At 61.2% G+C, this 26091-nt stretch carries 30 protein-coding genes and 1 pseudogene; 15 read left to right on the top strand and 16 right to left on the bottom strand.

The genetic code is table 11. From position 1 onward, the window contains the following. Positions 1 to 17: 17 nt before the first annotated feature. Both ACPYOJ_RS20080 and ACPYOJ_RS20075 read left to right on the top strand, forming a co-directional pair. Positions 18 to 632 carry a GNAT family N-acetyltransferase gene (locus tag ACPYOJ_RS20080; RefSeq protein ID WP_481417818.1) on the top strand — a complete coding sequence of 205 codons (615 nt, stop codon included), beginning with the start codon at positions 18 to 20 and terminating at the stop codon, positions 630 to 632. Continuing rightward, the gene (locus ACPYOJ_RS20075; RefSeq protein ID WP_481417817.1) at positions 629 to 3541 is read left to right on the top strand and encodes an EAL domain-containing protein; all 2913 of its coding nucleotides are present in this window, start codon (positions 629 to 631) and stop codon (positions 3539 to 3541) included. Before ACPYOJ_RS20080 ends, ACPYOJ_RS20075 begins: the two co-directional genes overlap by 4 nt. 18 nt (positions 3542 to 3559) lie before the next feature. On the opposite strand, the gene ACPYOJ_RS20070 is transcribed toward ACPYOJ_RS20075, so the two are convergent. After that, positions 3560 to 4165 (bottom strand): YqgE/AlgH family protein, encoded by a 606-nt coding sequence (locus ACPYOJ_RS20070; protein ID WP_481417816.1) that lies wholly within the window; start codon positions 4163 to 4165, stop codon positions 3560 to 3562. Positions 4166 to 4307: 142 nt separating this feature from the next. On the opposite strand from ACPYOJ_RS20070, the gene ACPYOJ_RS20065 reads away from it, so the two are divergent. The 5 genes from ACPYOJ_RS20065 (at position 4308) to ACPYOJ_RS20045 (ending at position 8482) form a co-directional block, all read left to right on the top strand. Further along, positions 4308 to 5150, top strand: a complete 843-nt coding sequence (locus ACPYOJ_RS20065) for a protein-disulfide reductase DsbD domain-containing protein (protein ID WP_481417815.1) — start codon at positions 4308 to 4310, stop codon at positions 5148 to 5150. Positions 5151 to 5219: 69 nt separating this feature from the next. Further along, positions 5220 to 5705 carry a redoxin family protein gene (locus ACPYOJ_RS20060; protein ID WP_481417814.1) on the top strand — a complete coding sequence of 162 codons (486 nt, stop codon included), beginning with the start codon at positions 5220 to 5222 and terminating at the stop codon, positions 5703 to 5705. A 251-nt stretch (positions 5706 to 5956) separates the two neighbouring features. Further along, positions 5957 to 6697, top strand: coding sequence for a metal ABC transporter ATP-binding protein (locus ACPYOJ_RS20055; protein WP_481417813.1), 741 nt, complete (start codon positions 5957 to 5959; stop codon positions 6695 to 6697). After that, a complete protein-coding gene (locus ACPYOJ_RS20050) occupies positions 6694 to 7566 on the top strand; it encodes a metal ABC transporter permease (RefSeq protein ID WP_481417812.1) in 873 nt (290 codons plus the stop codon). The genes ACPYOJ_RS20055 and ACPYOJ_RS20050 overlap by 4 nt, the downstream gene beginning before the upstream one ends. 16 nt (positions 7567 to 7582) lie before the next feature. Continuing rightward, positions 7583 to 8482, top strand: coding sequence for a metal ABC transporter substrate-binding protein (locus ACPYOJ_RS20045; protein ID WP_481417811.1), 900 nt, complete (start codon positions 7583 to 7585; stop codon positions 8480 to 8482). Between the two features lie 34 nt (positions 8483 to 8516). On the opposite strand, the gene ACPYOJ_RS20040 is transcribed toward ACPYOJ_RS20045, so the two are convergent. After that, positions 8517 to 8825, bottom strand: coding sequence for a Dabb family protein (locus ACPYOJ_RS20040; RefSeq protein WP_168828643.1), 309 nt, complete (start codon positions 8823 to 8825; stop codon positions 8517 to 8519). Between the two features lie 202 nt (positions 8826 to 9027). Between ACPYOJ_RS20040 and ACPYOJ_RS20035 the strand changes: the two genes are divergently transcribed. Further along, entirely contained in the window at positions 9028 to 9273 is a 246-nt protein-coding gene (locus tag ACPYOJ_RS20035; protein ID WP_168828642.1) for a DUF6894 family protein, read from the top strand. Positions 9274 to 9318: 45 nt separating this feature from the next. Here the strand turns inward: ACPYOJ_RS20035 and ACPYOJ_RS20030 are convergent, their stop codons facing one another. The 6 genes from ACPYOJ_RS20030 to ACPYOJ_RS20005 all read right to left on the bottom strand — a co-directional run bounded on the left by ACPYOJ_RS20030 (position 9319) and on the right by ACPYOJ_RS20005 (position 14046). Further along, on the bottom strand, positions 9319 to 10122 hold the full coding sequence (locus ACPYOJ_RS20030; RefSeq protein WP_481417843.1) for an endonuclease/exonuclease/phosphatase family protein: 804 nt from the start codon (positions 10120 to 10122) through the stop codon (positions 9319 to 9321). Positions 10123 to 10217: 95 nt separating this feature from the next. Continuing rightward, positions 10218 to 10658: a ribonuclease HI gene (gene rnhA, locus ACPYOJ_RS20025; RefSeq protein ID WP_481417810.1), complete on the bottom strand. Its 441-nt coding sequence runs from the start codon at positions 10656 to 10658 to the stop codon at positions 10218 to 10220. Further along, positions 10655 to 11620, bottom strand: a complete 966-nt coding sequence (locus tag ACPYOJ_RS20020) for a homoserine kinase (protein WP_481417809.1) — start codon at positions 11618 to 11620, stop codon at positions 10655 to 10657. The genes rnhA and ACPYOJ_RS20020 overlap by 4 nt, the downstream gene beginning before the upstream one ends. Positions 11621 to 11850: 230 nt before the next feature. Continuing rightward, the gene (gene ispH / locus ACPYOJ_RS20015; RefSeq protein WP_481417808.1) at positions 11851 to 12852 is read right to left on the bottom strand and encodes a 4-hydroxy-3-methylbut-2-enyl diphosphate reductase; all 1002 of its coding nucleotides are present in this window, start codon (positions 12850 to 12852) and stop codon (positions 11851 to 11853) included. A 62-nt stretch (positions 12853 to 12914) separates the two neighbouring features. Then, positions 12915 to 13670, bottom strand: coding sequence for an SURF1 family protein (locus ACPYOJ_RS20010; protein ID WP_481417807.1), 756 nt, complete (start codon positions 13668 to 13670; stop codon positions 12915 to 12917). After that, the gene (locus tag ACPYOJ_RS20005; RefSeq protein WP_481417806.1) at positions 13663 to 14046 is read right to left on the bottom strand and encodes a DUF983 domain-containing protein; all 384 of its coding nucleotides are present in this window, start codon (positions 14044 to 14046) and stop codon (positions 13663 to 13665) included. The genes ACPYOJ_RS20010 and ACPYOJ_RS20005 overlap by 8 nt, the downstream gene beginning before the upstream one ends. Positions 14047 to 14176: 130 nt before the next feature. Between ACPYOJ_RS20005 and ACPYOJ_RS20000 the strand changes: the two genes are divergently transcribed. Further along, on the top strand, positions 14177 to 14818 hold the full coding sequence (locus tag ACPYOJ_RS20000; protein WP_481417805.1) for a chloramphenicol phosphotransferase CPT family protein: 642 nt from the start codon (positions 14177 to 14179) through the stop codon (positions 14816 to 14818). A gap of 55 nt (positions 14819 to 14873) precedes the next feature. Here ACPYOJ_RS20000 and ACPYOJ_RS19995 read toward each other — a convergent pair whose 3' ends face one another. The 6 genes from ACPYOJ_RS19995 to coxB all read right to left on the bottom strand — a co-directional run bounded on the left by ACPYOJ_RS19995 (position 14874) and on the right by coxB (position 20177). Beyond that, a complete protein-coding gene (locus tag ACPYOJ_RS19995) occupies positions 14874 to 15752 on the bottom strand; it encodes a cytochrome c oxidase subunit 3 (RefSeq protein ID WP_481417804.1) in 879 nt (292 codons plus the stop codon). Between the two features lie 62 nt (positions 15753 to 15814). Beyond that, on the bottom strand, positions 15815 to 16423 hold the full coding sequence (locus ACPYOJ_RS19990; RefSeq protein ID WP_481417803.1) for a cytochrome c oxidase assembly protein: 609 nt from the start codon (positions 16421 to 16423) through the stop codon (positions 15815 to 15817). A 4-nt stretch (positions 16424 to 16427) separates the two neighbouring features. Continuing rightward, the gene (locus tag ACPYOJ_RS19985) at positions 16428 to 16565 is read right to left on the bottom strand and encodes a hypothetical protein (RefSeq protein WP_168828633.1); all 138 of its coding nucleotides are present in this window, start codon (positions 16563 to 16565) and stop codon (positions 16428 to 16430) included. Continuing rightward, on the bottom strand, positions 16565 to 17521 hold the full coding sequence (locus ACPYOJ_RS19980; protein ID WP_481417802.1) for a heme o synthase: 957 nt from the start codon (positions 17519 to 17521) through the stop codon (positions 16565 to 16567). Before ACPYOJ_RS19980 ends, ACPYOJ_RS19985 begins: the two co-directional genes overlap by 1 nt. Positions 17522 to 17581: 60 nt before the next feature. Then, positions 17582 to 19267 (bottom strand): cytochrome c oxidase subunit I, encoded by a 1686-nt coding sequence (gene ctaD / locus ACPYOJ_RS19975; protein ID WP_481417801.1) that lies wholly within the window; start codon positions 19265 to 19267, stop codon positions 17582 to 17584. Between the two features lie 19 nt (positions 19268 to 19286). Further along, positions 19287 to 20177, bottom strand: coding sequence for a cytochrome c oxidase subunit II (gene coxB / locus ACPYOJ_RS19970; RefSeq protein ID WP_481417800.1), 891 nt, complete (start codon positions 20175 to 20177; stop codon positions 19287 to 19289). Positions 20178 to 20505: 328 nt separating this feature from the next. Between coxB and ACPYOJ_RS19965 the strand changes: the two genes are divergently transcribed. The 5 genes from ACPYOJ_RS19965 to ACPYOJ_RS19945 all read left to right on the top strand — a co-directional run bounded on the left by ACPYOJ_RS19965 (position 20506) and on the right by ACPYOJ_RS19945 (position 23781). After that, a complete protein-coding gene (locus ACPYOJ_RS19965) occupies positions 20506 to 21111 on the top strand; it encodes an invasion associated locus B family protein (RefSeq protein ID WP_481417799.1) in 606 nt (201 codons plus the stop codon). A 76-nt stretch (positions 21112 to 21187) separates the two neighbouring features. After that, entirely contained in the window at positions 21188 to 22603 is a 1416-nt protein-coding gene (tldD, locus tag ACPYOJ_RS19960) for a metalloprotease TldD (protein WP_168828628.1), read from the top strand. Positions 22604 to 22620: 17 nt separating this feature from the next. Continuing rightward, on the top strand, positions 22621 to 23121 hold the full coding sequence (locus ACPYOJ_RS19955; RefSeq protein WP_481417798.1) for a GNAT family N-acetyltransferase: 501 nt from the start codon (positions 22621 to 22623) through the stop codon (positions 23119 to 23121). A 30-nt stretch (positions 23122 to 23151) separates the two neighbouring features. After that, positions 23152 to 23325, top strand: coding sequence for a DUF4160 domain-containing protein (locus ACPYOJ_RS19950; protein WP_481417797.1), 174 nt, complete (start codon positions 23152 to 23154; stop codon positions 23323 to 23325). Positions 23326 to 23376: 51 nt separating this feature from the next. Continuing rightward, positions 23377 to 23781: a DUF2442 domain-containing protein gene (locus ACPYOJ_RS19945; RefSeq protein WP_481417796.1), complete on the top strand. Its 405-nt coding sequence runs from the start codon at positions 23377 to 23379 to the stop codon at positions 23779 to 23781. Between the two features lie 7 nt (positions 23782 to 23788). On the opposite strand, the gene ACPYOJ_RS19940 is transcribed toward ACPYOJ_RS19945, so the two are convergent. Next, positions 23789 to 24088, bottom strand: a complete 300-nt coding sequence (locus tag ACPYOJ_RS19940; protein ID WP_481417795.1) for a pyrophosphatase — start codon at positions 24086 to 24088, stop codon at positions 23789 to 23791. Between the two features lie 75 nt (positions 24089 to 24163). Beyond that, on the bottom strand, positions 24164 to 25441 hold the full coding sequence (locus tag ACPYOJ_RS19935; RefSeq protein WP_481417794.1) for a serine hydrolase: 1278 nt from the start codon (positions 25439 to 25441) through the stop codon (positions 24164 to 24166). Positions 25442 to 25663: 222 nt separating this feature from the next. Between ACPYOJ_RS19935 and ACPYOJ_RS19930 the strand changes: the two are divergent. Next, positions 25664 to 26091: pseudogene (locus ACPYOJ_RS19930) on the top strand (polysaccharide deacetylase family protein); the annotation flags it as partial.

Genomic DNA, 26091 nt, shown 5'->3' with positions numbered 1-26091 from the left:
CCTGCCGGGAGTGATCGATGCCAAAGTCGGTTTTTCGCTTCCTGTCGCGGCAGCCGGAGGCTGTGGAGCTTGAGAATGACCGCTATGCCCTGAGGCTTCCGCGCTATCAGGATTTCAACCAGTGGTACAAGCTGCGCTCGGCCAGCCGCAAGTTCCTTGAACCTTGGGAGCCCACATGGCGGCGCGACGAACTGACGGAGGGCGCCTTTCGGGCTCGCGTGATCCGCGGCAAGCAGGAATATGCCTCGGGCCAGGCAGTACCGCTTTTCCTGTTCTCGAAGCCGGACATGGAACTGCTTGGCGGCATTACGATCGGCTATATTCGCCGGGGCGCGGCGCAGAGCTGCATGATCGGCTACTGGATGGGCGAGAAACATGCCGGTCAGGGCCATATGTTCGCCGCACTTCAGTTGGTTATACCCTATATCTTCGCAGGGCTTGAGTTGCACCGTATCGAAGCAGCCTGTATTCCGGAAAATGCACGGAGCATTCGCCTGCTCGAAAAAGCCGGGTTTCGGCGGGAAGGCTATCTGCGCGGATACTTGAAAATCAACGGTCAGTGGCATGACCACGTGATGTTTTCACTGCTTGCCACCGACGCGGATACAGGCAGGAAAACCGACAGCCGATGACCACGAACCGCATGCTGCCCACATCGCCGTACGGCCGATTGATCGCGGTGATCGCAGCTCTTGTCCTGTCGGTACTGGCGCTGGCTGCAGGCGTCGCTCAGGCTGCGGAACCGGTAAAGATTTCCCGCGACGATACCGCGCTCGACCTTACCGCGACGACGGAAATCTACACCAATCAGGGCGAGGCCTTCCAGGTTTCGACGGCAGCGGGGGCCGATGGCATCCGCCGGCGCATCGAGGTGCGCGCCACCTCCGACAACCATCAGGGCGACTGGGCCGTCTTTGCGCTCGCCAATGTCTCGGAAGAGCAGCTTGACCGGGTCATCGTCGCTCCGCATTTCCGTCTGGTGAACTCCAAGCTTTTCTGGCCCGACCTCGGCTCCCAGCGCATCATGGCGATTACGCCGAGCGAGGGTTTTGCGCTCGACCGCCAGCCGAGCGACGAGGCCGACGTCTTCCGGATCACGCTGAACCCCGGCGCGGTCATCACTTTCGTGGCAGAACTTGCAACGCCCGAACTGCCGCAGATCTACCTGTGGGAGCCTGATGCCTACAAGGATACGATCAACGCGTTTACGCTCTACCGCGGCATCGTGCTCGGCATCGCCGGCCTTCTGGCCGTCTTCCTGACGATCCTTTTCGTCGTCAAGGGAACATCGATGCTGCCGGCGACAGCCGCGCTCGCCTGGGCGGTGCTCGGCTATATCTGCGTCGATTTCGGGTTCCTCGGCAAACTCGTCAGCATCGCTTCGGCGGACCAGCGAATATGGCGCGCCTGCGCGGAGGTGGCGCTGGCCTCGAGTTTCGTGATCTTCCTGTTCACCTACCTGAACTTGAACCGCTGGCACACGCATCTCGGCTACGCGACCCTTGCCTGGGTGCTGGGCCTTGCGCTGCTTTTCGGGGTGGCGATCTACGACCCGTCGATTGCGGCCGGTATCGCGCGGCTTTCCTTCGCGCTGACGGCAACGATGGGTCTCGTGCTGATCATCTATCTCGGCTTCAACCGCTACGACCGCGCGATCCTGCTGGTGCCCGCCTGGGCGCTGATCCTCGTCTGGATCTTCGGCGCTTGGCTAACGATCACCGGGCGGCTCGACAATGACATCATCCAGCCGGCGTTGGGCGGCGGTCTCGTGCTGATCGTGCTGCTGATCGGTTTTACCGTCATGCAGCACGCCTTTGCGGGCGGTGCCTTCCAGCAGGGGCTGTTTTCCGATCTCGAGCGGCAGTCTCTGGCCCTTACAGGTTCAGGCGACATGGTTTGGGATTGGGACGTGGCGCGCGACCGCGTCGTCACCATTCCGGATGTTTCCATCAAGCTCGGTCTTTCGCCCGGCACCATGCATGGCGCTGCCCGCAACTGGCTGCCCTGGCTGCATCCCGACGATCGCGACCGGTTCCGCGCCACGCTGGACGTGCTTCTCGAGCATCGCCGCGGACGGCTGAACCACGAGTTCCGCGTCCGCGCCGAGGACGGTCATTTCCATTGGCTTCTCATCCGCGCCCGGCCGGTGCTCGGCTCGAATGGCGAAATCATCCGGTGCGTCGGCACGATCGTCGATGTTACGGAGCAGAAGAACTCCGTCGAGCGACTCCTGCATGATGCCTTGCACGACAATCTCACCGGCTTGCCGAACCGCCAGCTCTTCATCGACCGCCTGCAGTCCGTGCTGACGCTCGCGCCCGGCGGCGATACGCTGCGGCCGACCGTGATGGTGATCGACATCGACCGGTACAAATTGGTGAACGATTCGCTGGGAATCGCCGCCGGCGACAACATTCTGATCGCGGTTACCCGCCGCCTGCGCCGCTTGCTGAAGCCCCAGGACACGCTGGCGCGCCTTGCCGGCGACCAGTTCGGGCTCATCCTCGTCTCGGAACGCGACCCGGCGAAGATCGCCGATTTTGCCGATGCGGTCAGCAAGGCAATCATGGTGCCGATCAACTTCGCCAATCGGGAAATCATACTGACGGCCTCGGTCGGCCTTGCCTCCTGGGTCGACCAGCAGGAAAACGCCGTGGGCATGCTGAGCGACGCGGAGCTGGCGATGTATCGCGCCAAGCGCGCCGGCGGAAACCGGGTCGAACCTTTCCGCCCCGCCTTCCGCGATTTCGGCGCCGACCGGCTGCAGCTCGAATCGGACCTCCGCCGCGCCATCGAGCGCAAGGAGCTGTCGATGGTCTATCAGCCCATCGCCCGGCTTGAGGATGTCGAGATTGCCGGATTCGAGGCGCTGATGCGCTGGGAGCACCCGAAGCGCGGCAACATCCCGCCCTCGGAATTCATTCCAATTGCCGAAGCTTCGGACCTCATCGGCCCGCTCGGCATGTTCGCGCTCGAACAGGCAACCAACGACTTCATGGCCTGGCAGCACCAGACCGGCGATCTGCCGATCTACGTCTCCATCAATCTGTCGAGCGTGCAGCTTCTCAACAACGAACTCTATGAGGATGTGCGTTCGGTTCTGTCCAAGACACATTGCGACCCGTCCCGCCTGAAGCTGGAACTGACGGAATCCATGGTCATGGAAAATCCCGAGCAGGCGCGCCTGGTGCTACAGAAGCTCAAGGAAGCGGGGCTCGGCCTCGCGCTCGACGACTTCGGCACGGGCTACTCGTCGCTTGCCTATCTCACCCGCTTCCCGTTCGACACCATCAAGCTCGACAAGGCGCTGGTTCGCGACAACAGCGACAAGAAGGCCATCGTCCTCCGGTCGGTCATTTCCATGGCGCGCGAGCTTGAGATGCAGGTCGTGGCCGAGGGGATCGAATCCAACGAGGACGCCATCGAGCTTGCCAAGATGGGCTGCCGCTATGGCCAGAGCTACCTTTTCGGCCCGCCGATGGCCGCCGATTCGGTTCTGCGCCTGCTGAAGGAACGCTTTCCGCTGACGAAGCGGGCTTAGGCCTCTCTACAGCGGATGCTAGGCGTGGCCGGCTTCGGCGGAGAGCATGGCGGCGGTAATGCCCATCCCTGCAAGGGCGCGCTCGTATTTGTCGTCGAGGCTGCGGTCGAAAATCAGCGCTTCGTTGGCCGCGCAGGTCAGCCAGCCGTTGCCGGCGACTTCCATTTCCAGCTGGCCGGCGCCCCAGGAGGAGTAACCGAGCATCATAGTCGCCCGCTTTGGCCCAGTGCCCTTGGAGATCGCGCGGATGATGTCCAGCGTCGCGGTCAGGCAGATATCGTCGCTGATCGGGATGCTGGAGTCGCTGATATAATCATCGGAATGGAGCACGAAACCGCGGCCGCTTTCCACCGGGCCGCCCGTCTGGATCGGGAAATTCAGGGCATGATCCGGCAGGACGATCGGCTCATGGTCCTTGATCATCTCGAGATGCAGCAGCACATCGGTGAAGGTGAGGCTCTGGGCCCGGTTGATCACGAAGCCCATGGCGCCGGCATCGGAATGGGCGCAGATATAGACGACCGTCCGGAAGAAGTTGCTGTCTTCCATACCGGGCATGGCAATGAGGAACTGTCCGTCAAAAAAGCCGCGTTCCCGTCTGTTTTTCAGCGTGGAAAAGGACATGTTGCCTCCTGCTGCCAGACCGCACCAATGGCCCCGACAAAATAAACATGGGGCAATGTCACATATCAATCAACTGAAAATGAAGAATTAAGTCGTCGCGGCTTCTGGCCGCGAAAGGCGATTTTCGATAAATGCTTGTTCCATGGCAATTATTTCTTCCAGGTTTCGCCTGCTTCTAAAGACGGCCATCTGCGGCGCCGCCCTGGCCGCCTCCTTCGGGATGGCGCATGCCGAGATGAGCGACTGGGTCGACAATGCCGGCGGCCGGATGCGCCTGATCGCATTGCCTCCGGACAGCGACGGCACCATGCGGGGAGCGCTGCAGATCGAACCGAAACCCGGCTGGATCACCTATTGGCGCGAGCCCGGCAACAGCGGCATACCACCGCAGATTTCCGTTGCGCCGGAGAGCGGCGTCACGCTGAAGGCGATCCGCTTTCCGGTGCCGAAGCATCTCTCCGACGGCAGGATCGACGACATCGCCTATGACGCCGCCGTTTCGCTGCCTCTGACATTTTCGGCAAAAGACGCCTCCGGCCCGCTCACCCTAAAAGCAAGCGCCTTCATCGGCATCTGCAAGGATATCTGCATCCCCTTCCAGGGCGAGTTCTCGCTCGCCATTGGGAGCGCCAACCAGTCACGGCCGGAAGAGGAAGCGATCCTGAAGAACGCCGAGGCATCGCTGCCGGAAAAACCTTCGTCACAGTTCAAGGTGACGTCCTACAAGGTTTCGGAGGATAAAAAGCAGCTCTGGCTGCAGATCGCCCTGCCCGCCGCTGGCGATACCGCGCCGGAGGTGATCCTCACCGGCCCCGCCGGTTATGTGTTCACCAAGAAGCTGATGAGCAAACGCGACGGGAAGACCTTCTCGACCGCTGTCGCGATCCACAAGCTGCCGAAGAACTATGAGATCAGCGGCAATAGCTGGAGCGCTCTCATCATTGACGGCGACCGCGCCATGGAGACGACGCTTGCCTTTGACTGACCGGCTTTTATAGTCGGTCCCGACCTCGCGGCAGCCCCCGCCGCTGCATCAAAACCAAGGAGAGCCCCCATGACTATCGCGATCGGCGACAAGCTTCCCGCCGCCACATTCAAGGAAAAGACAGCCGACGGCCCGGTCGAGGTTACGACCGATCAGCTCTTCAAGGGCAAGCGCGTCGTGCTTTTCGCTGTACCCGGCGCGTTCACGCCCACCTGCTCGCTGAACCATCTGCCGGGCTACCTCGAAAATCGCGATTCCATCCTTGCCAAGGGCGTCGACGATATCGCCGTACTTGCCGTCAACGACTGGCATGTCATGGGTGCCTGGGCACAACAATCAGGCGGCATGGGCAAGATCCACTTCCTTGCGGATTGGGATGCGGGCTTCACCAAGGCGCTCGGCCTGGATGCCGACCTTTCCGGCGGCGGCCTCGGCGTGCGCTCCAAGCGCTATTCGATGCTGGTGGAGGACGGCGTGGTCAAGTCGCTCAACGTCGAGGAAAGCCCCGGTCAGGCTACCGTCTCCGGCGCGGCCACGATGATGGAACAGCTCTGAGACGAGTTACCAAAGGGCGGCCGTCGAGCCGCCCTTTTTTTGTTGCGGCAGCCCTAGACGCCGCCGCGAAATTGCCGTAATCGTTATAACATAACTTGTAATGTTATTACATTTATAAGAGTGATGTCGATTATGAACAGATTCCATTTCGCTTCGGGTGTCCTCCGGCACTCCGCCGGATTCCGCGTCGCTTGCGTGGCTGTTGTCGTCGCGGCCCTCTGGGCAGCGATCCATTGGGCGGTTGTCCTGCCATGAGCGACCCGTTGATCAGGCTCGACAATCTCACCGTCGCCTATGAGCGTCACCCGGCAGTGCACCATGTTTCCGGAACCATTCATTCCGGCAGCCTGACGGCGATCGCCGGGCCCAACGGGGCCGGAAAATCGACGCTGCTGAAAGCCATCATGGGCGAGCTGCGGCCGGCCGAAGGGCGCATTTCCCACCAGCTCAAGCGGACGGATTTCGGCTACCTGCCGCAGGCTGCGGAGATCAACCGCCGCTTTCCGATCTCTGTCTTCGACGCGGTTCTGTTCGGCGCATGGCCAAATAGCGGCGCTTTCGGACGTGTCTCGAGCCAGGATACGGACAAGGCCCGCGCAGCACTTTCCGCCGTCGGGCTCGAAGGCTTCGAAAAGCGCCACATCGGCTCGCTGTCGGCCGGGCAGTTTCAACGCGTGCTTTTTGCCCGGCTGCTGCTGCAAGATGCCAAGGTGATACTGCTCGATGAGCCGTTCAACGCCATCGACGCCCGTACGACCAGGGACCTGCTGGAGATCGTCGCCCGCTGGCACGGCGACGGGCGGACCGTCGTTGCGGTGCTTCATGACTTCGATCAGGTGCGGGCGCACTTCCCCGAGACGCTGCTGATTGCCCGAACATTGATCGGTTGGGGACCGACCGGCGACGTGATGTCGCCGGCCAATCTTCTCAAGGCGCGCGCCATGGCCGAGCGTTGGGACGAGGATGCGCAAGCCTGCGAGCCCGCGGCATGACGGCTTACGACATCTTCCTTGCGCCCTTCGCCGATTTCGGCTTCATGCGCCGCGCGCTGGTGGCCTGCCTTTGCCTCAGCCTCGGCTCAGGCCCGATCGGCGTCTTCCTGATGCTGCGGCGCATGAGCCTGATGGGCGATGCGATGAGCCATGCCGTGCTGCCGGGGGCGGCGATCGGCTATCTCGTTGCGGGCTCGCTGTCGCTCACCGCCATGGGCATTGGTGGCCTTGTCGCCGGCCTCTCGGTCGCGCTGCTTTCGGGCTTCGTCAGCCGGACGACGGTACTGCAGGAGGATGCAAGCTTCGCAAGCTTCTATCTCGCCTCGCTTGCTCTCGGCGTGCTGATCGTGTCGCTGCGCGGATCGAACATCGATCTGCTGCATGTGCTCTTCGGCACCATCCTTGCGATCGACGCCCCGGCGCTTTTCCAGATCGGCACGATCTCCTCGGTGACGCTCGTCGTTCTTGCCGTCATCTACCGGCCGCTAGTTGCGGAATGCTTCGACCCGGGATTCCTGCGGGCCGTAGGCGGTCGAGGGCCGGTCTATCATGTGCTTTTCCTGCTGCTGGTCGTGCTCAACCTTGTCGCCAGTTTCCAGGCGCTCGGCACGCTGATGGCGGTCGGCCTGATGATGCTGCCGGCGGCAATCGCCCAGCTCTGGTCACGTAGCCTGCCGTCGATGATCGCAATCGCCGCGATCAGCGCCACCGCCTCCGGCTATGTCGGCCTGATTGCTTCCTACCATCTCGAGCTCGCCTCCGGCCCGACAATCATCATGACGGCGGCGGTGATCTACGGGCTGTCCATCTTCTTCGCGCCATCAGGCCTTGCCTGGCGCATCTTCCCCCGCCCGCATCTCAAGGGCTGACCTCAAGGAGACTTCAATGCTTGCCCCCAGACTGCTTCTGCCCGCGGCCCTTCCCGCGCTGCTCGCCTTCTCGGCCATGCCCGCCTCGGCGGAAACACTGAATGTCGTTGCCTCGTTTACCGTCCTCGCCGATGTCGTCAGCCAAGTGGGCGGCGACCATGTGAAGGTAACCACCCTAGTCGGGCCGAATGGCGATCCACACGAGTTCGAACCATCGCCCACCGACGCCAAGCACCTGAAGGCGGCGCAGGTGACCTTCGTCAGCGGCGAGGGCCTTGAGGGCTGGATGGACCGGCTGATTGCTGCCTCGGGCTACAAGGGAACGCCGGTCACCGTTTCCGATAGCGTCAATACCCGCACGATGGAAGAGGACGGGCAGACCGTGACCGATCCTCACGTCTGGAACAGCCCGGTCAACGTAAAAATCTGGGTCGCGAATATCGAGAAAGCCCTTTCAGCGGCCGATCCGGCGGATGCCGTAGCCTTCAAGGCGAATGCCGAGCGCTACACGAAGACGCTCGACAAGCTCGACGCCTATGCGCATTCGAAGTTCGACGCGGTTCCGGATGACCGGCGAAAGGTGCTGACCAGTCATGACGCCTTCGGCTACTTCGGCCGGGAATACAACGTCAGCTTCCTCGCACCCGTTGGCCTCTCGACGGAGACGGAAGCTTCCGCTGCCGACGTCGCCAAGCTCATCGAGCAGATCAAGGCCGAGCATGTGAAGACCTATTTCTTCGAAAACTCGAACGATCCGCGCCTTGTCAAGCAGGTCGCCAAGGCGACGGGCGCCGAACCCGGCGGCGAACTTTACGTCGAATCCCTTTCGGATGCGAAGGGCCCGGCGCCGACTTACGAAAAGATGTTTCGCTACAATGTCGACCAGATCGCCGCGGCCATGGCGAGGTCGAGCTGACCGACGAGAGGCCGCGGAGAGATCCGCGGCCCTCTCAGAGGCTGAGATCGAAGACGAGCAGGCCAGCTAGGCCTCCGTCGAGCGAGGATACGATTCGCTCACCGACGGCGACATGCTCGGGATGCACGAGATAGGCATCGCGTGCTTCGGCACTTTCGAAGGTCACCGCAAAACCATCGACGAAGCCGCCATGCAAGCCCTCCGGAGAGATGTTGGGTCCATGTTTGACATCGAGAATGCCTGGGATCACCTGCTTCAACGCGACCACCGATTCGAACAGCGCCTGCTTCTCCTCGCCCGTTGTCGCGGCCTTGAGCCGCAGCAATACGCAGTGCAGGATCATATTGTGGTCTCCGTAATTTCGTTGCCGGCACAATAGAGGGAATGAGGCCGAGAGCAAGGGAGGATCGCGGAGCGGTCGTATGTTGCCTGAATCGACGAAGTACCCACGGCCTCAAGCGATCACCGCCAAAAACACTGATATAGGGGTGCCGCGTGTACGCTTTCGGACCGGAACATTCAGCCCGACCGTTGGTTGAGAACTTATGCCGGTATTCTACTTTCACATCCGTAAAGGTGCGGACCTGATCGATGATCCAGATGGTTCGGAACTAGACGATCTGGTGGCGGCGATTGATGAAGCAAACGAAGATGCTCTTACGCTGATCGCAGAGCGAGTGGCGGCTGGAGAGATGATCGAGCCACACGTCATAGAAGTGACCGATGCTGACGGGTCAGTGCTGGCCGAGGTCCGTTTTCATGACGTCATCTTTAGCCTGATCGGCCGGTAAGCGCGGATGCATCGCCAGAACCGCCGACACATGCCCTGGCCGCGATTAATCAATTTCCAGCAGAAGCGCACGATGATCCGACACTTCCGGTTCCGCGACCACATCGAACCTGACGACGCCGACATCCGGTGTTACGAGCATGTAGTCCGCAAAGCGCCCCTCTTTGGCGTAGTACGATGTTCGCGTATCCGTAAAGCCACGGTAGGTGACCAGGTCGGCTAAGCCGAGTCTGCCGAGGGCTTCGAACATGACGCTTCCCGGCAGGACATTGAAGTCGCCGCAGACGACGAGGCGCTCGCTCTTGCGCCAGATGCGCTCAATCAGCTTGACCAACGCGTCAGCCTGGCCATGGCGGGCAGGCGTATCGCCCTTGCCGTTCATATCCCGCAGCCCGTGCAGCTGGGTGATGGTGACCGCAGACCCCGCCTCATAGTCGAAGAGGCGGATGGCGTGCGCGTTGCGCGCCCGCGGATGGGAGCCGTAGCCATCTTCGGAAAAGTCGCCATGCACGAAATCCATTGCGTGGCCGATCACCGCGTAGGACCGGCGCACGAAGGTCGCGAGACCGAATTCCGAAGGCACACTTTCATCGCCCTCGAAAAGTTCGCCTCTCGCCGTCGGGGCAAAAAAAGCGTCATGCATCGGCAGAGCAGCCCTGATCTCCTCGAAGAGGTTGGCGCGCTGGGGCAGGATATGGCTGCCGTCGCGATATTCCAGCCAGCCGCTCTTCACGGTCACGGAACGGGTGACTTCCTGCAGGCAAAGTACATCGGCCTCGACGGTGCTGAGATAGTCCATCAAAGGCCGATGCAGCTTGCCGCCCCAGGCATTCAACGAGACAATCCGCACGACATCCCCTCTCGTGTTCCGCACGAAGGCGTTTCCCGACTGATTCATGGAAACGCCTCATGTGTTTGTTTCTACGAAATTTTGGTAGGGAAGTTCTAGCGTTTCTTGAAGGGCGCCATTCCCATGCGGGCGAGCTCATCGGCCCGCTCGTTTTCCGGATGGCCGGCGTGGCCCTTGATCCAGTGCAGCGTCACCTTGTGCTTGTTGCGCTCTTCCTCCAGCGCCTGCCACAGTTCGGCATTCTTCACTGGCTTCTTGTCGGCGGTTTTCCAGCCATTCTTCTTCCAGCCGAAAATCCACTTGGAAATGCCGTCCTTGACATAGGCGCTGTCGGTATAAAGATCGACCTCGCAGGGCTGCCTCAATGCCCCCAGCGCGGAAATCGCAGCCATCAGTTCCATGCGGTTGTTGGTTGTTTCCGGCTCGCCGCCGGAAAGCTCCTTTTCGACGTCGCCGTAACGCAGGATCGCGCCCCAGCCGCCGGGGCCGGGATTGCCAGAGCAGGCGCCGTCCGTGAAGATATCGACGTGCTTCATGCCGACAGCCCGTATTCGGCGGCCGATGCGATCTGGCGGTGGAAGCGCAGCTTCCGCAGATATTCCAGCGGGTCCTTCTTGGTGACCATCGCGCCCTCCGGCGTCGTCAACCAGTCGTACAGGCGGGTCAGGAAGAACCGGAGCGCGGAACCGCGCGCGAGAATCGGGAGGGCGATAAGCTCGGCAGGGCTGAGCGGCCGCACGCTCTGATAGCCTTCCAGCATCGCCGTGCCCTTGGTGATGTTATAGGCGCCGTCCTTCTCGAAGCACCAGGCATTGAGGCAGATCGAGACGTCGTAGGCGAGCAGATCGTTGCAGGCGAAATAGAAATCGATCAGGCCGGAGAGTTCGGCGCCGAGGAAAAAGACGTTGTCCGGAAAGAGATCGGCGTGGATGACGCCGGCCGGCAGCTCCTTTGGCCAGTTGGCGGACAGGAAATCGATCTCGCCACGGATTTCGGCGGACAGACCCTTCTCGACCTCGTCGGCACGCGCCTCGGACTTGTCCCAAAGCACTTTCCAGCCTTCAAGTGAAAGTGCATTCGGGCGCTTCAGCTCAAAACCCTCCCCCGCGACATGCATCTTCGCCAAGGCCTTGCCGACTTCCCGGCAATGCTTTGCTTCCGGCTTTCTCAGCCACATGCCCTCGAGAAAGGAAATGAGAGCCGCAGGACGATCCGAAAGCCTGCCGAGCAGCGCGCCGTCCTTGCGCGGCAGCGGCAGCGGACAGGACAGGCCGCGGTCGGCCAGATGATGCATCAGCCCGAGGAAGAAAGGCAGGTCGTTTCTTTCAACGCGCTTTTCGTAAAGCGTCAGGATCAGCGGATCCTTCGAGGTGTGCAGCAGGAAATTCGAGTTCTCGACGCCCTCGGCGATCCCCTTGTAGGATAGCAGCTCGCCGGTATTGTATTCCGTCAGGAACCACTTCAGATCGTCTTCGGAAATATCGGTGTAAACGGCCAAGGTGCGGTCTCACAATCGGTGGGCACTAGAAGGTGGGCGTCTCGACGGCTTCCCGTTGTCCCTCATTCCTGTGCTTGTCACAGGAATCCAGCCACGGCGCGTCTGCGCCGTGAATAAAGCGATAAGCGCCCGCTAATCAAGAGTCTTTCGTGCCCAAGGACTTGGGCACACTGGATTCCTGTGACAAGCACAGGAATGAGGGAGTTCCTGATGTACGCTCTTCCTCTAGCTCAACCGTTGACGAAAGCCATGTCGGCCGCCGTCAGTTCGATGCTGCGCAGTTCCCGGTTGACGAGGAAATGCTCGTTTTCCTGGACGGTTTCGGCCAGCTCGACCTTGGCATCAAAACGCGTGCGGAAGGCCTCTATGATCTCGTTGACGATCACTTCCGGCGCGGAGGCGCCGGCGGAAAGGCCCAGCGTCGAAATCGGGCCGATCTCGTCCCAGTCGAGTTCGGCGGCGCGCTGCACCAGGATCGACTTCTTTGCCCCTGCCCTCAGCGCGACCTCGACAAGGCGCTTGGAATTCGAGGAGTTCGGCGCGCCGACGATGATGAAGAGGTCGCAGCCGGGTGCTGCCTGCTTCACGACTTCCTGGCGATTGGTCGTCGCGTAGCAGATGGAATCGGCGGCAGGCGCCGTCAGATTCGGAAAACGCTGTTCGAGGCGTGCAATTACCCCTGCCGTGTCATCCACCGAGAGCGTGGTCTGGGTTACATAGCCGAGGTTGTCGGGATCGGCGGGCTGGTAGGAATCGGCATCTTCAACCGTCTCGATCAGCGAGACAGAGCCTTCGGGAAGCTGTCCCATCGTGCCGACGACTTCCGGATGGCCGGCATGGCCAATCAGCACGACATGACGGCCAAGGCGGTTATGCCGCATCGCCTGCTTGTGGACCTTGGAGACCAGCGGGCAAGTCGCATCGAGATAGAAAAGATTGCGGGCGTTTGCATCTTCCGGAACGGACTTCGGAACGCCGTGCGCGGAAAAGACGACCGGCTGGGCGCGGTGCTCCGGCGGAATTTCGTCCAGCTCCTCGACAAAGACCGCGCCCTTGGCCTCCAATCCCTCGACCACATAGCGGTTATGCACGATCTCGTGGCGGACATAGACGGGCGCGCCGTAGGCCTTCAGCGCCAGCACGACAATCTGGATCGCTCGGTCGACGCCGGCGCAGAAGCCACGCGGGCCGCAAAGCCTGATCGTCAAAGGAGGTTTCGCTGCAATGTTCATCTTACGTCCGGTATCCATCGTCTCGGGTGTCTAGCCCAATATAAGAGGGAATTGAAGCGATACTATTGCGAGGCCGGCGTGCCGCCTTTGCGGAACCACGCGATCGCGACAACGGCGACCAGCGCTGCCGCCAACCCGTACCAGGTGAAGGCATATTGCAGGTGGTTGTTGGGCAAGTCGATCTCGGTGACGCCACCGACGGGCAAACCGCCTGGGTTTAGCGTCGAATCGGCATCTACGAAGAACGGCACGACACTTCCTTGGTCGAGGGCCGTGCTCGCGGCCATCACATCGAGGTCCTTCCAGTAGAAGATGTTCTTGGCGACATCGTTTTCCGGCACGAGTGAGGAAGGCTTCCCCGGCAGCTTGTTGCGCGCCAGGCCGGTGACAGTCTGCACGCCCGTCACCTGCCCCTGCATCCGCTTTTCCGGCGCCTTGCTCTCATAGGGAACGAAGCCCCGATTGACGAAAAGGTAGCGACCGTCGGCAAGCTGCAGCGGGGTATAGACGAAGTAGCCGGTCTCGCCGTGCCAGGTCGCGAAGAAGTGGCGCTCCTTGTCATGCACATAGTGGCCGGACACAGTAACGGGGCGGTATTCTATGTCTTCCCCCGATGCGAGCATCTGCTCGATATCGGCAAGCGCCACCGGCGCCGACCCGCGGCGCGCCGCGATATCGGCGATCAGGCCTTCCTTCCAGTGCAGGCGCTCCACCTGCCAGGTGCCGAGCGAAATCAGGATGGCCAGCGCAATCAGCACCGCAAAGCCGGTGAAGACCGGCAGCTTGCGGCGGGCGGCCGCTGTCTGGATGTCAGTCACGGGAAATGCGTCCTTCACGAGCATTGTGGCGGTACTGCATGGCGATCAGGATGCCCTTGCACCAGCGCAGCGCCAGCAGTGAAAGCACGATCGTCAACGGGGCGAAAAGCAGAATGTGCAGCCAGATCGGCGGCGAATAGTTCACCTCCAGCCAGAGCACCATGCCGATGATGATGAAGCCGACGATGAGAATGACGAAAACCGCGGGGCCGTCGCCCGAATCGGCAAAACCATAATCGAGACCGCAGGCGGCGCAGCGCGGTTTCAGCGAGAGCACGCCAGAAAACAATTTTCCCTGTCCGCAGCGCGGGCAGCAGCCTTTGAAGCCGGTTTTAACCGGATCGACGGGAGGGAAATGGGCTGTGTCTTCGCTCATGCTACTCCTTTCGGGCACAGTGTCTTTTTTCGACCGTGCCTTAAGTCTCCCATAAAGCATCCCCAGGACGAAAGGAAATTACCTGCGCGATTCGCTGTTCGATTCCGCGCCAAGCAGAAGAAGAACACTGATGAACACCGATAGCTATGCCGGGCAGATCGTGATCCTGAACGGCGCGCCGCGGAGCGGCAAGACAACGATCGCAAGAACCATTCAGCAGGAGCTCGACGGGCCGTGGATGAACCTCGGCGTCGATACCTATAACGGCATGACGCCGGAACGTTACCTGCCGGGCATAGGCCTTCGCCCCGGCGGCGAGCGTCCCGATCTGGAGGAATGGGTGCCGTTTTTCTATGCGGCGCTCTACGAGTCGATCGCCATCCATGCCGGACTGGGACTGAATATCGTCGCCGATCTTGGGCATCACGAAGCCTATTCGCAGCCGCTCGGCATTCTGACCGACTGCGCCCGCCGGCTCGAAGGCTTCCCGGTGCTTTTCGTCGGCGTACATTGCCCGTTGGACGTGATCATGCAGCGCCGCAACATCGACGAACCCGAGCGTGAGGATCTATACGAAAAGGGCAGTGGCGAGGAACCAATTCCGGACGCTGTGCGGCGCTGGCAGGAGGAGGTGCACAAGCCGGGCATCTACGATCTCGAGCTCGATACGTCGGTCCTGACGCCGCACGAATGCGCCGAAGCCATCCGGCAGCAGCTCGATCTCGGAATTCCCGAACCCTCCGCCTTCGAACGGATCGCCGCTTCAAGGTGAGCCACAAAAAAGCGGGCGCCGATGGCACCCGCTTTTCTGTTTCTCTTTCAATCCATCAGCCTGCTGCGACCGGTGCGCCCCAGCTGCCCCAGACGTAGATGCAGAAGAACAGGAAGAGCCAGACCACGTCGACGAAATGCCAGTACCAGGCGGCGGCTTCGAGGCCGAAATGCTGCTTCGGCGTGAAGTCGCCACGGATTGCCCGGAGCAGGCAGACCAGCAGGAAGATGGTGCCGATCTGCACGTGGAAACCATGGAAGCCAGTCGCCATGAAGAAAGTGGCGCCGTAGATCGAGTTCTTGAAGGCAAACGGCGCATGGAGGTACTCGAACGCCTGAACGCCAGAGAACAGCGCTCCGAGCAGAACGGTGAGCGTCAGCCCCTGAATGAGCCCCTTGCGGTCGTTGTGCAGGAGGGCGTGGTGGGCCCAGGTGACCGTCGTGCCGGAGAGCAGCAGGATGACGGTGTTGTAGATCGGCAGGTGCCAGGGATCGAGAACCTCGATGCCCTTCGGCGGCCACTGGCCACCGGTGAAGGCGACGCGCGAGGCCTGGATGGCTTCATTCGGAAAGAGGCTCGCGTCGAAATAGGCCCAGAACCAGGCCACGAAGAACATCACTTCCGAAGCGATGAACATGATCATGCCGTAGCGCAGGTGCAGCGACACGACGCGGGTATGCGCGCCCTCGTGGGCTTCCTTCACGGTGTCGGCCCACCAGCCATACATGACGTAAAGGATCAGCGCGAGGCCGATGAAGAACAGCCAGGGCTGAGCCCATTCGATGCCGAAAAGGTGCAGCGACCCGCCATTCAGAAAGCGCATGTAGCCGACGCCACCGAAGGTTACGATGAAGGCACCAATCGCGGCCAGAATGGGCCACGGGCTTGGGTCGATGATGTGGTAGTCGTGATTCTTCTGATGCGCATCGGCCATGTCAGCTCCCCCGAATGTCTGCCTTCGCATCGTCTCCGGGCATGGCCGGAAACGAGTCTCAATCAAAGTTTCTTTTCAACTTTCTCTGCTCCACCCGCATTCGAAGCCACAGGCTTGGGACCTTCTTTCGGGTAGAACGTATATGATAGCGTGACCGTGTGGATGTCTTTCGACTCGACGGCCTTGGTAATATCCGGATCGATGTAGAACACCACCGGCATCTCGAGCCTCTCGCCCGGCTTCAGGTCGGTCTCGTTGAAGCAGAAGCACTGGACCTTGTTGAAGTAAGCTCCCGCTTCGCCGGGCGTGACATTGAAGACCGCCTGGCCACGCTGCGTTTCATTGGAACGGTTCTCGGCCACGAAGTTGACCTGGATGGTCTCGCCGATGCGCGGATTGACCTCGCGCTGGACCGGCTTGAAATTCCAGAACAGACCCGGCGCCACATTGGCGTCGAAGGTGACGCGCATCGTGCGATCGAGAATAACGCTCGAAGCCTGATCGACGCGCTGCGTCGTGCCGTTATAGCCGGTCACCTGGCAAAACATGCGATACAGTGGCACGGCGGCAAAGCTCATGGCTCCCATGCCGACGACGAAACTCAGGCACATGAAGACGACGGCGCCGTTGTTGCGACCCTGCTTCGCCGGTGCCTTTGCGCTCTCACTCATCGGTTCAGCCTCCGTGCCCCGTGAACTTCACGATCGTGACGGCGTAGAAGAGAACGCAGAGAGCTCCAAGTACGAGGCCGAGAGCGACGTTCCGGTTGCGGCGCGACTTGCGCTGCGCTTCGGTGAGCTTGACGGTTTCCATCAGAAGAGCCCCCCCGTCTGGGAGACCAGCAGCCAGGCGAGCCGGTCAAGCATCAGGGCAGAGAAGATCGCGAATAGATAGAAGATCGAGAATGCAAACAGCTTCTTTGCCGGGATCATCTTGAGATCGCCATCCGGCATGCGCCAGACGGCGATGGAACAGTATATGAAGAACGCGCCGAGCGCGGCCGCGACAAGGCCATATCCAATGCTCGCAAAGCCGAGGACGGAAGGGATGACAGCGCACACCGCCGTCAGCACCGCATAGGCGACGATCTGGTGTTTGGTCGTGCGCTCACCGGACACGTTCGGCAGCATCGGCACGCCGACCGCTTCGTAATCGCGCATCTTGAAGAGCGCCAGCGCCCAGAAATGCGCCGGCGTCCATAGGAAGATGATGAGAAACAGAACAGTGCTCTCGATCGTCACCGAGTTCGTCACGCAGGCCCAGCCGATCATCGGCGGAAAGGCGCCGGCGGCACCGCCGATGACGATGTTTTGCGGCGTCGAGCGCTTCAGCCACATCGTGTAGACGATCACGTAGAAGAAGATCGTGAAGGCGAGGATCGAGGCCGAAAGCCAGTTGACGGCAAGGCCAAGGATGGTGACCGAAAAGCCCGAGAGCACGAGGCCGAAGGCCAGCGCTTCCCCCGGCCTGATGCGGCCGGCCGGGATCGGCCGGCGTGCAGTGCGGGTCATGATGGCGTCGATATCGGCATCGTACCACATGTTGAGCGCGCCGGAGGCGCCCGCACCCACTGCGATGCACAGGACCGAGATCAAGCCCAGAAGAGGATTGATGTGGCCGGGCGCCAGCACCAGACCGGCAAACGCCGTGAAGACCACGAGTGACATCACACGCGGCTTCAGCAACTCGAAATAATCGCGCGCACTGGCTTCCGACAGGCGATATTCCCCCTCTTCCGCAAGCACCTCGTGACTGTTTATGACCGGCATTCCTTCGTCCTACATTCAAGCCCGGACGCCGCATCTGCATGCGGCGCCGAAATTCAGTTCTTACTTAATACGCGGGAGTTGTTCCCACTGGTGGTACGGCGGCGGCGAAGGCAGCTGCCATTCGAGCGTGGTGGCACCCTCGCCCCAAGGATTGTCGCCCGCGACGCGCTTCCTCGCAAAGGCTTCGAAAACGCCGAAGAGGAAGATCAGCACACCGAAAGCCGAGATATATGAGCCGACCGAGGAAACGAAGTTCCAGCCGGCAAACGCATCCGGATAGTCGATGTAACGGCGCGGCATGCCCGCAAGCCCGAGGAAGTGCTGCGGGAAGAACACCAGGTTGACGCCGATGAACATAACCCAGAAATGCAGGTGGCCAACGAACTCGTTGTACATGTAGCCGCTCATCTTCGGGAACCAGTAGTACCATGCAGCGAAGATGGCAAACACGGCGCCGAGCGACAGAACGTAGTGGAAGTGGGCCACGACGTAGTAAGTGTCGTGCAGCGAACGGTCGAGACCGGCGTTCGCCAGCTGAACGCCCGTCACACCGCCGACCGTGAACAGGAAGATGAAACCGATCGCCCAGACCATCGGCACGCGGAAGCTGATCGAACCGCCCCACATCGTCGCGATCCACGAGAAGATCTTGACGCCCGTCGGAACGGCGATGACCATCGTCGAGAAGACGAAGTAGCGCTGGGCATCGAGCGACAGCCCGACCGTATACATGTGGTGGGCCCAGACGACAAAGCCGACGGCACCGATCGCCACCATAGCATAAGCCATGCCGAGATAGCCGAAGATCGGCTTTCTCGAGAAGGTCGAGATGATGTGGCTGACCATGCCGAAGCCCGGCAGGATCAGGATGTAGACTTCCGGGTGACCGAAGAACCAGAACAGGTGCTGGTAGAGAATCGGGTCGCCGCCGCCTTCCGGCGCGAAGAAGGACGTGCCGAAGTTGCGGTCGGTGAGCAGCATTGTAATGCCGCCTGCCAGAACCGGCAGCGAGAGCAGCAGCAGGAACGCGGTGATCAGAACCGCCCAGGCAAAGAGCGGCATCTTGTGCAGCGTCATGCCCGGAGCGCGCATGTTCAGGATCGTGGTGATGAAGTTGATCGCGCCGAGGATCGACGAGGCACCAGCAATGTGCAGCGAGAAGATCGCCAGGTCGACGGCCGGGCCCGGCTGGCCGACGGTTGCGAACGGTGGGTACATCGTCCAGCCGCCGCCTGCGCCATAAGCGCCCGCGGGGCCCTCGACGAACATCGAGAGCACGAGCAGCAGGAAGGCCGGAACGATCAGCCAGAAGGAGATGTTGTTCAGGCGCGGGAAGGCCATGTCCGGCGCGCCGATCATGATCGGCACCATCCAGTTGGCGAAACCGCCGATCATCGCCGGCATGACCATGAAGAAGATCATGATCAGGGCGTGAGCGGTGGTGAACACGTTGAACATGTGCTTGGCGCCGTCGATCGCGGCGTCGCCTTCGAAGCCGTAGACCATCGAGGCCAGGCCGTGGAAGATCTGGATGCCCGGTTCCTGCAGTTCCATGCGCATGGCGACGGACAGCGCACCGCCGATGATGCCGGCGATGATCGCGAAGATCAGGTAGAGCGTGCCGATGTCCTTGTGATTCGTCGAGAAGAACCAGCGATTGACGAAGCTCGGCTTGTGCGAGTGGTCGTGATGATCGTCATGCGCATGGGCGTCATGAGAATGATCGTGAGCGGAAGGTCCAGCCATTGTCGCGATCCCCTTCTAATTACTGAACGTTTTCGGCGACGTCGACAGACTTTGCCGGACCATCGGTGGCGGCCATCAGGGCCTTGTAAGCTCCAGGAAGGTCCGTAGCGGCGGCCGTGAGCCACTGCTTGTACTTGTCCTCGGAGACGACGCGGATGGCGATCGGCATGAATGCGTGGTCCTTGCCGCAGAGCTCGGAACACTGGCCATAGAACAGGCCTTCGCGCTCGGTCTTGAACCAGGTCTCATTGAGACGGCCCGGAACAGCATCGATCTTGACGCCGAAGGACGGCATTGCGAAGGCATGGATGACGTCGGTCGGCGCGGCGGTTACGAGAACACGGACTGTCTTGTTGACCGGCAGCACGACCTCATTGTCAACTGCGAGCAGGCGCGGATAGGCGGCAAGATCGGTCTTGCCGGCAGCGGCGCGATCCGGTTCCTTCAGCAGATAGGAGTCAAAAGCGAGCGGTGAATCGCCGGTGCCCTCATACTCATAATTCCACTGCCACTGGGTGGCAGTCGCCTTCAGCGTGATATCCGGATTTTCCGGAAGGGTGAGCTGCTCCGTCAGAAGATTGAACGACGGAACGGCAAGGAAGAGAAGAACAAGAACCGGCCCTACGGTCCAGATAACTTCGATGATCGTATTATGGCTTGTCCTCGACGGTACCGGATTGGCGCTAGCGCGGAACTTGACGCAGGCGACGATCAAAAGCACCAGGACAAACAGCGTGATCGGAACGATGAACCACAGCGTATACTGCTCGAACCAACGGATTTCCCGCATTATCGGCGTTGCGGCCGGCTGCAGCGTGGCCTGCCACGGCATCGGCTGATCGGCTAAACTGGCTGAAGCAAAAAGCAGACAGACCAAAGCGGTCACGGCTGCATAAGCCTTCTTAATCACCTCAATATCTCCCTAAACCAGACCGGCGTCGAGCCCGACGCAGTCCTTCCATCCTCCGTCGTGTCAAACCACAGTTTGCCATCAACCGCAACTAGCCAAAGCAATTGTATATGCGGCATTTTCGTCCAAGGCCGAATTCGGCTGCAACACGAAGCATTGCCGAAGATTCCACCATCCTACGAAAAGCAATCGCCGGTGAATCCCTTCCGGCATTATCGGCGAAGGTCCTATTTCTGCCGCAGTCCCCCGGTTTTGACGGGGTGGGGCTTTTCATTTGCAATGGTGGCCTTCAACAATAGCGGCACTGATTCGAATTCCAGAGGTTTCCATGGGTTTCCATTCCCTCGCGCGGTCGCTCATTCTGACCATCAGCATCGCCGCCGCCGCGACAGCACCCGTACTCGCCCAGCAGCAGCCGGCACCGAAGCCCCCTGCCCCACAGCCAGCGCCGGCGCAGCCCACCGCCCCGCAGCAGGCAGCGCCCGGCCAGAGTCAGCCGCAGGCCCCCGGAACGGTTAAGTCCAATCACGGCGCGTGGTCGGTCGTCTGCGACAAGCCAGCCGGCGCCTCCGCTGAGCAGTGCGCGCTGATGCAGAACGTGATCGCCGAGGACCGGCCCGAAGTCGGCCTCTCCGTCGTCGTGCTGAAGACCGCCGACCGGAAATCGAAGATTCTCCGCGTGCTGGCGCCGCTCGGCGTGCTGCTGCCCAACGGGCTCGGTCTCAATGTCGACGGCAAGGATATCGGCCGCGCCTACTTCGTGCGCTGCTTTGCAGACGGCTGCTATGCGGAGGTCGTTCTCGAGGACGAGCTTCTGAAGACTTTCCGCAGCGGCAAGAGCGCCACCTTCATCGTCTTCCAGACCCCGGAAGAAGGCATCGGCATTCCGGTCGATCTCAAGGGCTTTGCGGAAGGCTACGACGCGCTGCCCTGATAAGGACTTGCTCCAGCTGCTCTGCGGACCTACATCGGCCTGGAAGCGTTCCTGCTTCGAAGCGGAGAATACGACCATGAATACCGACCTGCTGACGCTGTTCGACGCCGACGAAGCGGCGATGCGTAAACTCGTTGCCGAGGCGCTTTCCGGCTCGGATGACGGCGAACTCTTCATCGAGCATGCGCAGGCGGAATCGCTGATGTTCGACAACGGCCGCCTGAAGGGCGGCAGCTTCAACACGGAGCAGGGTTTCGGCCTTCGCGCCGTCGCCGGCGAAGCCGTCGGCTACGCACATGCGGGCGATCTTTCGGTTGCGGCATTGAAGCGCGCGGCAGATGCCGTGGGCGCCGTCACGAAAGGCTACTCCGGCAGCTACGCGGCAGCCCCTCAGGGCACCAACAAGAAATTCTATACTGACGAAAATCCGATCGGCTCGCCGACTTTCGAAGAGAAGGTGAAGGTCCTGACCGATATCGACGCATATCTGCGCGGCAAGAACGACAAGGTGCGCCAGGTGACCGCATCGGTCGCCGCGAGCTGGCAGGTCGTGGATATCCTGCGCGCCGACGGCCATCGCGTGCGCGACATCCGTCCGATGACGCGCATCAACATCTCCGTCATCGTGGGTGAAGGCGACCGGCAGGAAAGCGGCTCCTATGGAAGCGGCGGTCGCATCGGCTTTGGCGATTTCATCGCGCAGGGCAGCTGGCAGTACGGCGCGGATGAAGCCTTGCGCCAGGCGCTCGTCAACCTCGAAGCGATCGAGGCGCCGGCCGGCACGATGGACGTCGTGCTCGGCTCTGGCTGGCCGGGCGTCATGCTGCACGAAGCTGTCGGCCACGGTCTCGAAGGCGATTTCAACCGCAAGAAGACATCGGCCTTTGCAGGCCTGCTCGGCCAGATGGTCGCCGCCCCCGGCGTCACCGTCGTCGACGACGGCACGATCGACAACCGCCGCGGCTCGATCACGATCGACGATGAAGGGACGCCGTCCGGATACAACGTGCTCATCGAAAACGGCAAGCTCGTCGGCTACATGCAGGACCGGCAGAACGCCCGCCTGATGGGGATGCAGCCGACCGGCAACGGCCGGCGTCAGGGCTATGCGCATGTGCCGATGCCGCGCATGACCAACACCTATATGCTCGGCGGCGACAAGACGCCGGAAGAGATCATCGCCTCGGTGAAGAAGGGCATCTACGCCGTCTCCTTCGGCGGCGGACAGGTGGATATCACGTCTGGGAAATTCGTCTTTGGTTGCACCGAAGCCTACCTCATCGAAAACGGCAGGATCGGCGCACCGATCAAGGGTGCGATGCTGATCGGCAACGGTCCGGACGCCATGAAGCGTGTGTCGATGATCGGCAACGACATGAAGCTCGACACCGGCATCGGCAATTGCGGCAAGGCCGGCCAATGGGTCCCGGTCGGCGTCGGCCAGCCGCACCTTCGCATGGACCAAGTGACCGTCGGGGGCACGCAGGCCTGACCCGTCCGGAGGCAGTGATGAGCGATATCAAGATCAGACCCTTCGCCGCCCCAGACATCGATGGCGTCTTCTCGGTTATCCTGCCGATCCAGCGCAACGAATTCGGTATCGCGATCACGGCCGACGACCAGCCGGATCTGCAGGTGATCCCGGATTTTTACCAGTCCCGCAAGGGCCAGTTCTGGGTGGCCGAGCTTGACGGCGTCATCGTCGGCACGGTCGGCCTCAAGGACATCGGCAACAACCAGGCGGCGCTTCGCAAGATGTTCGTCGCCGCGGTCGTGCGCGGCCGCGAGCATGGCGTCGCGGCGAGGCTGCTGAATGCGCTCTTCTCCCATGTCGAAGCCAACGGCATTCGGGAGGTCTTTCTCGGCACGACCGACAAATTCCTCGCCGCGCATCGCTTCTACGAAAAGAACGGCTTCGTCGAGATCACCCGCGCCGACCTACCCCGCTCCTTCCCCGTGATGGCGGTGGACAATAAGTTCTACCGGCGGACTGTCAGCTGGAAATCTTGAAAAACCCAACGCGATAGGTTATTTTCGGTCATGGTGACAATCTTCCGGGCCGATGGGCTGAGGTTCGTGATCTTCGTCGACGACCATGAACCAGTGCATGTCTTCGGCGACGGAGAAGCAAAGATCAACCTCCTCGGCGCTGACGGGCAGCCCGCGCTGATTTGGGCCGACGGCATGAAGCGTGGCGACCTGCGCCGGGCATGAAGATTGTTGAAGATCAACAGGATGCCTTCCTTGAACGATGGAGGAATATCCATGGCTAATCTGACGGATAGGGAAATTGATGAGGCCCTAGAGCGCGGCAACCGCAACCGCGTCAATGAACCCCGGGCGCTCTCCGCGCGCTATGACGCGCGCAGCGACAGAATGATTATTGATCTCACCAACGGGTGCACTTTCGCATTCCCGCCCCACCTTGTGCAGGGCCTTGAGGAAGCCAAAGACAACGATCTGACGGAGGTCGAAATACTCGGCGCCGGATATGGACTCCATTGGGAGGCGCTCGACGTCGATATTTCGGTGCCCCGGTTTCTCGCCGGCATATTCGGAACACAATCCTATATGGCCCGCCGTGCGGGCAGCGCCAGATCGGCGGCAAAGGCGGAAGCGGCGAGAGCCAATGGCGCAAAAGGCGGACGCCCGCGCAAGGCCGTGGGCTGAATGCCTTTCAAGGCCTGAACAGCCACTTGCGCTCGATCGAGGGCGTAAGGTCGATGCCGTTGTGACGGGCGAAGAGCAGGATATGACCGAGCATGTCGGCCGTCTCGTCGGCAAGGTCGCGCTTCAGCTCGTCGGGCGTCTTGCCTTTCAGGCGCCCTCTTCCGCTCACGCGGTTCCAGGCTTGCGTGAGTTCGCCCATTTCTTCCTGCAGCTTCAGGAGATACCAGTCCGGATCCCTTTCGATGCCATTTGCCTCGGCATAGCGGCGGGAAGAGGATTCGAATTTTTCCGCGACTTCGGCAAGCATCAGCGTTCTCCTTTTGTGCCAAGAAAGGAAAACGTCGATTCGTCCGGATTGTCCAACAGCTCTACCGTTCGGAGCTTAGCTGTGATCGCCGAGCAGCACGCAGTCGTAGGAGCGCTTCTTGAGCGCTTCGCAGGCTGCCGTGGCAGCGTCCTTGCTGTCGAAGCCGACGAAGCGCGCCCGGTAGACGGCGTTGGTGCCGGTGCCGACAGCTTCCGTGTAGGGAGACGCCGACTTCAGCGGCGCGCCGCCTTCGGACTTTGCCAGCGAGAGGAGCGCGCGGGCAGCCTCGGCGCTCGGAGCGGCCGAAATTTGGATCTGCCAGCCGCTGGCCGGAGCCTGCGGCTTGCCGGCATTGGCGATTTCATTAAGGGCCGCCGGGCGGTCCGTGGGAACGGCTGCGGTGTTGGAGTAGCCGAGAGCGAACGGAATTTTGGCGGGGCGCCCGCTAGCCGGCGCCATCGCAGAAGACGCGACGCCCGGGAGAGAAACATCGGTGTCGGCGGCGGAGGCAACCTCGACCTGCTGCTTGGCACCGGCGCGGGCAACGAGCGTACCGCCGTTGGATCCGCGGCCGAGATACTTGTCGAGAAGTGCTGCCATTTGAGCGTCGCGGCTGCGAGCCGTGCGGCCGCCGAGGACAACGCCGACGACGCGACGGTTGCCATCTTGAACTGCACTCACGAGATTGAAGCCGGAAGCATTGGTGTAACCCGTCTTGATGCCATCCATGCCCTGATAGCGATACATCAGGTTATTGTGGCCGCGGACCGTCTTACCTCTGAAATTGAAGGAGACCATCGAGAAAAGGCGATACTCGTTCGGATAGTTCCTGAGCAGCGCGACGCCAAGCATCGACATGTCGCGGGCCGTCGTCACCTGACGGCTGTCCGGCAGTCCGGAAGCGTTGTAAAACGTGGTGCGGCTCATGCCGAGCTGGCGCGCCCTTTGGGTCATGACACGCGCGAAATTGTCTTCGGAGCCCGCAAGCTTTTCGCCCATCGCGGCGGCCGCGTCGTTGGCAGACTTCACGATCATGCCATAGACGGCCTCGCGCACCGTGATCGTTCCACCTGCCCTCACGCCAAGCTTGGTCGGCGGACGGCTGGCTGCGTACTTGGACATGACGATCGGGGTCTCCCAACCGATCTTGCCGCGCTTCAGCGCCTCGAAGGTCAGGTAAAGCGTCATCATTTTGGTGAGCGACGCGGGATAATTCAGCACATCGGCATTCTCGGACGCGAGAACCGTTCCGGTTCGAGCGTCAAGGATGAGGGAGGCGCTGCCGGCCATGGCCGCGATCGGTGCCGAAACGGCAAACGCCACGGAAAGAAATGCGGCCAGCAATCTTTTCATTTTTCCCTCAATCAAGTGCCGCGTGCGGCGAAGCCAATATATGTACCGTTCTGCGACAGAAGCGCGGATTTGGCGCGACTCTAGGAGCAACGGCCACGGATTTTTGAATTTTCTCTTTTCTTGGTGAACGGACCCTAAAGATTTCGTCCGGAAATGCAACGTTCAGCAAGGCTTAACATCATAATTGTTAGGCTCTCGCGTTATCTGGGAGGCGGCAAACGGATGCTGTGGAAAAGTCGCGCGAAGCGGATGGTCATCAAATGCGGCCTCGAAGCCGCACATCTGCTTGCGGCTACCGGGCTCATGCGCAACGCACGCGGGCGCGGCGCAATCTTCACCCTGCACCATGTCAGACCGCACGAGCCGCACGCTTTCGAGCCGAATGCGCATCTGGAAGTTACGCCGGAGTTTCTCGACGCGGCGCTGACGCGGCTTGCGCGGGACGGCTACCGGTTCGTCGCGCTGGATGAGGTTCCGGCATTGCTGTCCGGCCAGCGAGGCGATCAGCCATTTGCAGCCTTCACACTGGACGACGGCTATCGGAACAACCTCGTTTACGCCTATCCGATCTTCGAGAAGCACGCCGCGCCTTTCACCGTGTTCGTGGCGAAGGGTCTTACCGAACGCACCCATACGATCTGGTGGGAGAC

The sequence above is a fragment of the Rhizobium sp. SVR5-9E genome (assembly GCF_056755095.1).
Note: the sequence above shows the minus strand (reverse complement) of the source record. Positions and strands in the feature narration are given on the sequence as shown.